The following is a 6,377-nucleotide window of genomic DNA, read 5'->3' as shown; positions in this document are numbered from 1 at the left end:
ATCACTTCGTTTCATCAGGTCGCAGGTTGTGCACTATCAACGTGCATTAATGCCTCATCCAGCAGGGAAATGTTCAGATAACCACTCAGCTCACGCTGCTCGGCACGCGGCAGATAAGGCAACTCACCCAGCAGCGGTGCGCCTAGCTTTTCACGCAGAACATCAATGATTTCAGCGTAATGAGCCAATCCTGGATTAATCCGGTTGGCGACCCAGCCCACCAAAGACAGCCCATCACGAGCAACGGCATCAGCGGTCAGTAAAGCATGACTAATGCAACCTTCCTTAATGCCCACCACCATGACGACCGGCAGTTGTTCCTGTTGAACCCAACTTGACAACGGCTGCAGATCATTCATCAGACTGCGCCAGCAGCCAGTTCCCTCCACCACCACCCGCGCGGCGCGGCTTTGTAACTGCTCAAGGCTGCGGCTCAGCAACGGATAATCCATTCGCACGGATGCGCTGGTGCTGATTTCATCTTCTTCCAGGGTGATGGGATTCACCGCCTGGTAAGGCAGTTCAAGCCCCGATGCCTGCTGCAGCAGCAAAGCATCTTTATTACGCAATCCGTCTGGCGTGTGCTGTGCACTTTTAGCAACAGGTTTGTAGCCTGCTGCACAGAGACCCGCTTTGGCGAAACACTGCAGAAGCGCGCGTGACACGACGGTTTTACCCACCGCAGTGTCGGTACCGGTGACAAAGATTGTTTTCACCTTATTCCTCCTTCGTTGAAGCGATGTGTAACCTGCGAAGAAGGCAGTTTAAGGAAATGTCTCGGATGGCAGATTGCGTTAGCGCAAACTTAAGGCGAGCAGTGATTAGCCTTGCAACAGTTTTACCAGCAAATGGCCGCTATAAAGTGAGTCTTTGATCAGCGCGGCGGCACCAAAAGTGCCCGGATCGCTAAAGCTGGTAGGGGCGAGTTGGATCTCATGACTGTATGCGGGTAACGCCTGCTGACGAATGGTGCTGCTAACGGCAGGAAACAGCACCTCAGCGGCTTGATTAAGCGGAGAACCAATCAGGATTTGTTGGGGATTGAAGATATTCACCATCATTGCCAACATGCGACCAATGTGGTGGCCGACACCGGCAATCACATCACGCGCCAGTCGATCGCCCTGCTGCGCGGCTGCGCATAAACTGGCGATGGTTAGCGGTTCCCGATGCAGCAAACTGTCGGGTTGCGAAGATAAACGCTGGGCCGCCAGCTGCAATAAACTGCCTGTGCTGGCCACGGTTTCCAGACAGCCATGATTACCGCAGTAACACTGCTGGCCGTAAGGATCGATCTGCGTATGCCCAATTTCTACCAGCGCACGACCTCGTTTGTGCAAAAGCTGGCCCCCGCTGATCACACCCGCACCAACCGTTTCATCAATCACTATTTGAATAACATCCTGCGCACCGCGCGAAGCACCGAACAGCGCTTCGGCCAGCGTCCAGGCGGAGATGTCATGTTGCACAAATACCGGTAACCCTGTAAGCGAGGAAAGTGTTTCACCTAACGGCATTTCCTGCACGTCATAGCCCGGCATGCGATGCACCACACCCGATGCCGCGTTAATTAAACCGGGTAAGGTGATGGCAATCGCGGTAAGACGCTCAAGTTTGTTCTGATGGCGGACGAAGAAGTCATTAACCATTTGCTGCAGCGTTTGCAGCAGCGGCTGGTCAGCGCTGGCAGGCAGTGGCAGTCGATCTTCCTGCAAAGCACGGCTGCTCAGATCGCGCAGCGTTAACGTGATATGTCCCGGTTGAATACGGATGGCAAGATAGTGCCAGGCGAGGGTATCAAGAATCAAACCAATGGCCGGACGGCCACGGCTGCCTGGAACCTGGAACTCGGTTTCCTGCACCAGATGCGCTTCGAGCATTTCTCGTACAATTTTGGTGATGCTGGCGGGTGCCAGCTGGGCACGTTTAGAAAGCTCAATACGCGAAATCGGGCCGTAAAGGTCAATCAGTCGGTAAACCACACCTGCGTTGGTCTGTTTTATTTGGTCAATGTGGCCAGGCTGACTGTCCAGATTCACGCCCTGCTCCCGGATATTTTCGCGCTTCTAAATAAACAGCAGCTATGGTGATGCAGATTGGCAGGCAGCGTCAAATATTTGATTAGAAATGTGATTTATCGCACATAAAGATCGGGCCATTGATCATCAGACGATTTAAATTTCGGCATTCTGCATCATCAATTGCATCATATTGTGCATTTGCGCAGTGGGTTGCCGCGTGGCTGACCAGACCAGCCAGACTTCAGAAATGGCATCGTGCTCCTGCAGGGGAATCCACACCACATCAGCCAGTCGCGCACGCCGGAAAGAAGCCGGTAATATGGACACTCCTAATCCGGTAGCAACGAGACCGAGAATCGTCATCGCTTCGCCCACTTCCTGTGTAATAAACGGTTTGATTTGATAACGGTGCAACAGCGCCAGTGTTTCCCCGTACAGCGCGGTCCCCCCCTGTGGATCAAAAAACACGAAGGGCTCGTTGGCCAGTGCCTGAATAGAGATCGTTTCGGCATCAGCTAGCGGATGTGCCCAGTGCACCAGCGCGCACAACGGCTCGCGCAACAGCACCCGATGCTGTAAATCGCTTGGCAACGGTGTGTTGCGCATCACCCCCAAATCCAGCCGACCTTCGTGCAGCGGTGCTAACTGCTGACGCGTGTTATTTTCCTGCATCGAAATATGCACTTCCGGCCAACGCTGACGAAATTGATACAGCGCGTCCGAAACCAGGCCGGTGAAGGGTGCGGAAGAGGTGAAACCAATACGCAGCTCGCCTTCCTGTCCACTGTGCACACGCGCAGCCCTACTGGCGGCTTGTTCAACCTGCAGCAAAATGACGCGCGCATCCTGTAAAAACAACTGACCGGCAGGTGTGATCTGCACGCTGCGATTAGTGCGGGTAAACAGCTGTGCGCCAATCTCCTGCTCCAGCTGCTGAATCTGTTGGCTGAGCGGCGGTTGGGAAATATTCAGCCGCTGCGCCGCGCGGCCAAAGTGCAGCTCTTCCGCAACGGCGATGAAATACCGCAGATGGCGCAACTCAATATTCATACTTTAAACGTCTCATTTGAGATTATTAATATATTGTACAACCTATTCCCATTTTCCTACAGTAATCAGACCGTTTCTCATCTAAGGATATTCCGTGAGTCGCTCTTCCCAGGCAGTGACAATTCGTGAAGACGAGTTGTCCGTTAAGCCTGCTTCAACCGTAGCCTCCTCCGAATGGATTGAACGTGGATCGCCGCAGTTTATGCGCGTCACGCTGGCATTATTCTCCGCTGGATTGGCCACCTTCGCGCTGCTGTATTGTGTGCAGCCAATTCTGCCCGTGCTGTCACAGCAGTTTGGCGTCTCTCCCGCTGAGAGCAGTATTTCATTGTCACTCTCAACGGGTTTGATGGCGCTGGGCTTACTGGTAACCGGCCCGCTATCCGATGCCATCGGGCGTAAGTCGGTGATGGTCACTGCCTTAATGCTCGCCGCCATTTGCACGTTGATTTCGGCCACCATGACCAGTTGGCAAGGCATTTTGATGTTGCGTGCACTGATTGGGTTGTCTCTCAGCGGTGTGGCAGCGGTCGGGATGACTTATTTAAGTGAAGAGATTCATCCCCGCGTTATTGCCTTCTCGATGGGGCTGTACATCAGCGGCAATTCTATTGGCGGCATGAGCGGACGCTTGCTCACCGGGGTGCTGACCGATTTCTTCTCATGGCGTGTAGCCATTGGGGTGATCGGTTGCTTCTCGCTAGCAGGCGCACTAATGTTCTGGAAGATTCTGCCGGCATCACGTCATTTCCGTCCCGCTTCGTTGCGACCGCGCAGTTTACTTATCAATTTCCGCCTGCACTGGCGCGACAAGGGTTTGCCGTTCCTGTTTGCAGAAGGTTTCCTGCTGATGGGCGCGTTTGTGACGCTGTTTAATTACATTGGCTACCGTTTGTTGAGCGCCCCCTGGTCGCTAAGCCAGGCGGTGGTGGGTCTGCTGTCGGTGGTTTATCTGACCGGCTCGTGGAGTTCTCCTAAAGCAGGCGCGATGACCAGCCGCTTTGGCCGTGGTCCGGTAATGATTGGCGCCACCGCCATTATGCTGGCTGGGTTGTTGCTCACCGCATTTGATTCACTCTGGCTGATACTGCCCGGCATGATGCTGTTTACAGCGGGCTTTTTTGCCGCGCACTCCGTTGCCAGCGGTTGGATTGGTCCACGCGCACGCCGCGCCAAAGGCCAGGCATCGTCACTTTATTTATTCAGCTACTACGTGGGTTCCAGCGTGGCGGGCACATTAGGCGGTGTGTTCTGGCACAGCTATGGTTGGACGGGCGTGACGCTGTTCATCAGTGTGTTGCTGTTGCTGGCCTTGTTCGTTGGCTGGCGTTTACAGTGCCGAAAACTGTAATACCTTTCATCTAAACGACGGGGCCGCTGCGCCCCGCTTCTCGCTTAAGCCGTCAGAATCGCGCTTTCAAATAGTCCCACTTAAAACAAAACGACAATTCGTCGCTATAATCCATTTTATTCCAACAATAGTTAGATTTTCTTTTTTCACAGCAATGAGGACGTTAGATGCAACTCTATTATTACGTCGATAAGCATGCAGGCTATAACGACAACCATGTGGTACATGCAACAGGCTGCCCGTTCCTCCCTTCCGATGGTGCACGGCGCTTTCTCGGGACTTTCTACACCGCCACGGCCGCCATTCAACAAGCCCGTAAATTCTATTCCAATGCGATGGGATGCGAGCATTGTTGCCCGGTGGCGGTAAAAAAAAGCCTGACCACTCAGCATAGCGTGGCGCTAAAACACATGGTGCAACTCTGATAATGCTGGTCTGACAATCGCGTAGCGCTTAAGGCGTGTTGTTAAGTACGGCTGTCACATCGTTCTCATACAGAAACAGCCGACTTCCTCATCACGGAATCGTAAAGCGCTACGCTTTGATTGTTCTTGCCTGCGTTCACCCCTTAACCAAAAAGCAAGAATTGATAATAACCCCAGGCTATTAACCAGGTCTTCAGCGATAAAAAATATTCAGGAATAAAAACGGTCTATATGGTTTTCATCCGCTCATTAATGCTCCACAATAGCCCCAATTTGTGATGCAGGTCACTTAACTGGGCTCGTTTCGCCCCCTCACTCGCTGTCAGATCGATTTGAACCCCATGCAACCAACTACTGTCTCACGTAAAACAGCCTGGCTACGCGTTGTGCTGCTGGCGATTGCCGCCTTTGTCTTTAATACCACTGAATTTGTACCTGTTGGCCTGTTGTCGGATATAGCGGCGAGCTACGCCATGAAGACCGCTGATGTCGGTATTATGCTGACCATTTATGCATGGGTCGTTGCGCTGTTATCCCTGCCGTTAATGCTACTGACGCGGAATATAGAACGCCGTCTGCTGCTGTCGGTGTTGTTCATTCTGTTTATCGCCAGCCATGTGCTTTCGTCCGTGGCATGGGATTTCACCTCGCTGGTGATTTCGCGCATCGGCATCGCACTGGCGCACGCGGTATTCTGGTCGATTACTGCTTCACTCGCGATTCGTGTTGCTCCGGCTGGCAAAAAAACCCAGGCGTTGAGTATGCTGGCAACCGGTACGGCATTGGCGATGGTGTTGGGCGTGCCCATTGGCCGAATCGTTGGGCAATACCTCGGCTGGCGCACCACTTTCGGCATGATCGGCTTGTCAGCGTTGGTGCTGCTAATTTTGCTGGTGCGGATACTGCCACATCTGCCGAGCGAGCACACAGGCTCACTGAGTAGCGTACCGATGCTGTTCCGCCGTCCGGCGTTAGTAGCAATGTATATTCTGGTGACGCTGGTGGTCACCGCGCACTACACCGCTTACAGCTACATCGAACCCTTTATGCAGGTGGTCGCGAATGCGGATGAGAACTTCACGACCTTACTGCTGTTGCTGTTCGGTTCAGCCGGGATTATCGGCAGCGTGCTGTTCAGTTCGCTGGGCAACAAATTCCCCTCAGCGATGTTACTCGCCGCGATTGGCATCATCACGTTGAGTATGGGGCTGTTGCTGTTTGCCGCCGTGCGCCCTGCAGCCATTTCGCTGCTGTGCATTTTCTGGGGCATGGCAATGATGATGATCGGCCTGGCGATGCAGGTTCGTGTGCTGTCACTGGCACCGGATGCCACCGATGTGGCGATGTCCTTGTTCTCAGGTATTTATAACATCGGGATTGGTGCGGGTGCCCTGTTGGGGAACCAGGTCAGCCTGCATATGAAAATGTCGGATGTGGGTAACGTGGGGGGGTTAATTGGACTGGTTGCGTTGTTCTGGTGTATCGCCATCTTCCGTCGGTATCCGCAACTCCGTTCAAACGGATAATCCG

The 6,377-nt window shown here is 53.4% G+C and carries 6 protein-coding genes; 3 read left to right on the top strand and 3 right to left on the bottom strand.

From position 1 onward, the window contains the following. Positions 1 to 14 precede the first annotated feature (14 nt). The 3 genes from bioD to RT340_RS09350 form a co-directional block, all read right to left on the bottom strand. Entirely contained in the window at positions 15 to 716 is a 702-nt protein-coding gene (gene bioD / locus RT340_RS09360; RefSeq protein WP_313375537.1) for a dethiobiotin synthase, read from the bottom strand. A 105-nt stretch (positions 717 to 821) separates the two neighbouring features. Next, complete coding sequence (locus tag RT340_RS09355) at positions 822 to 2,039, bottom strand: ROK family protein (protein WP_313375536.1); 1,218 nt, start codon at positions 2,037 to 2,039, stop codon at positions 822 to 824. Between the two features lie 135 nt (positions 2,040 to 2,174). Continuing rightward, entirely contained in the window at positions 2,175 to 3,071 is an 897-nt protein-coding gene (locus RT340_RS09350; RefSeq protein ID WP_097117090.1) for a LysR family transcriptional regulator, read from the bottom strand. A gap of 94 nt (positions 3,072 to 3,165) precedes the next feature. On the opposite strand from RT340_RS09350, the gene RT340_RS09345 reads away from it, so the two are divergent. From RT340_RS09345 to RT340_RS09335, 3 genes are all read left to right on the top strand, one after another. Further along, positions 3,166 to 4,422: an MFS transporter gene (locus RT340_RS09345; RefSeq protein ID WP_313375535.1), complete on the top strand. Its 1,257-nt coding sequence runs from the start codon at positions 3,166 to 3,168 to the stop codon at positions 4,420 to 4,422. 167 nt (positions 4,423 to 4,589) lie between these two features. Beyond that, complete coding sequence (locus RT340_RS09340; protein ID WP_034831174.1) at positions 4,590 to 4,847, top strand: hypothetical protein; 258 nt, start codon at positions 4,590 to 4,592, stop codon at positions 4,845 to 4,847. Positions 4,848 to 5,188: 341 nt separating this feature from the next. After that, positions 5,189 to 6,373 carry a sugar transporter gene (locus RT340_RS09335; RefSeq protein WP_313375534.1) on the top strand — a complete coding sequence of 395 codons (1,185 nt, stop codon included), beginning with the start codon at positions 5,189 to 5,191 and terminating at the stop codon, positions 6,371 to 6,373. Positions 6,374 to 6,377 lie beyond the last annotated feature (4 nt).

The organism is Pantoea sp. CTOTU50773 (genome assembly GCF_032082325.1).
Taxonomy (GTDB): Bacteria; Pseudomonadota; Gammaproteobacteria; order Enterobacterales; family Enterobacteriaceae; genus Pantoea; species Pantoea communis.
Note: the sequence above shows the minus strand (reverse complement) of the source record. Positions and strands in the feature narration are given on the sequence as shown.

Excerpts from the sequence above, each read along its gene's own strand:
- RT340_RS09335 (WP_313375534.1), top strand. The coding sequence starts at position 5,189 with ATGCAACCAACTACTGTCTCACGTAAAACAGCCTGGCTACGCGTTGTG.
- RT340_RS09340 (WP_034831174.1), top strand. The coding sequence starts at position 4,590 with ATGCAACTCTATTATTACGTCGATAAGCATGCAGGCTATAACGACAAC.
- RT340_RS09350 (WP_097117090.1), bottom strand. The coding sequence starts at position 3,071 with ATGAATATTGAGTTGCGCCATCTGCGGTATTTCATCGCCGTTGCGGAA.